Annotated in this window: 1 protein-coding gene; it reads left to right on the forward strand. The window is 34.4% G+C overall.

Annotated elements, in window-relative coordinates:
- The first annotated feature begins 282 nt into the window (after positions 1 to 282).
- A complete protein-coding gene (locus tag ACJ5GX_RS04755; protein ID WP_495292753.1) occupies positions 283 to 750 on the forward strand; it encodes a hypothetical protein in 468 nt (155 codons plus the stop codon).
- Positions 751 to 799 lie beyond the last annotated feature (49 nt).

The following is a 799-nucleotide window of genomic DNA, read 5'->3' on the forward strand; positions in this document are numbered from 1 at the left end:
AAATAAGAATTTTATTATTTAAATTTAATTATTTTAGAAGATAAAGTTTAGTGAGAAAAACGATAAAAAGAAGCTTATGAAGCAAAAGCAGAAGTTGATGAGTTAAAATTACAGATTCAAGAAGAGAAAGGGAAGGTAGAACAAACTAAGAATGAAGCAAAAGCAGAAGTTGATAAGTTAAAATTACAGTTTCAAGAAGAAAGAGAGAAGGTAGAACAAACTAAGAATGAAGCTGAGGCAACAAAAAATGAGTTAATACAGTGTAAAAAAAATGCTGAGAAGATGAAAGAAAACGGTGGACAGGCAATTAATCAGGAAAAATGTGATGATATTAAAGCAGAAGCTGAACAAGCAAAATTAGAAGCTAAACTAGCAAAAGAGGAAATTTTGAGGTACAAAATTGAACAGGAGAAAGAAGAAGTGATGCAGAGTAAGATTGAAGAAGTAAAAGAAGAACTTTTAAAGTGTAAAATTAACATGGCAAAAGCAGAGACTGAGTGGTATAAAAAAGCAGCTGAAGAATGTAAAAATGAGAAAAGAATCGGTACAGATAAACCTAGTATTAAGGTAGGGAATGAAAATGATAGAGGCAAACATGTTACCAATGAAGTAGGGAATGAAAGTGGAGAAATTACATCTCGAGAAATAACACCAGATCGATCGAACCCGGAACCTTTGCGTCGCAGGCAGTCGCACTACCACTGCGCCAGATTGGCCGTCAATGCAGCTAGAGAACGACATTATCCCTGAATAACCGACCGATACTAAAAACAAATAACGAACTGGTGCCTATGTTATG

Source organism: Wolbachia endosymbiont of Tuta absoluta (genome assembly GCF_059414725.1).

Excerpts from the sequence above, each read along its gene's own strand:
- ACJ5GX_RS04755 (WP_495292753.1), top strand. The coding sequence starts at position 283 with ATGAAAGAAAACGGTGGACAGGCAATTAATCAGGAAAAATGTGATGAT.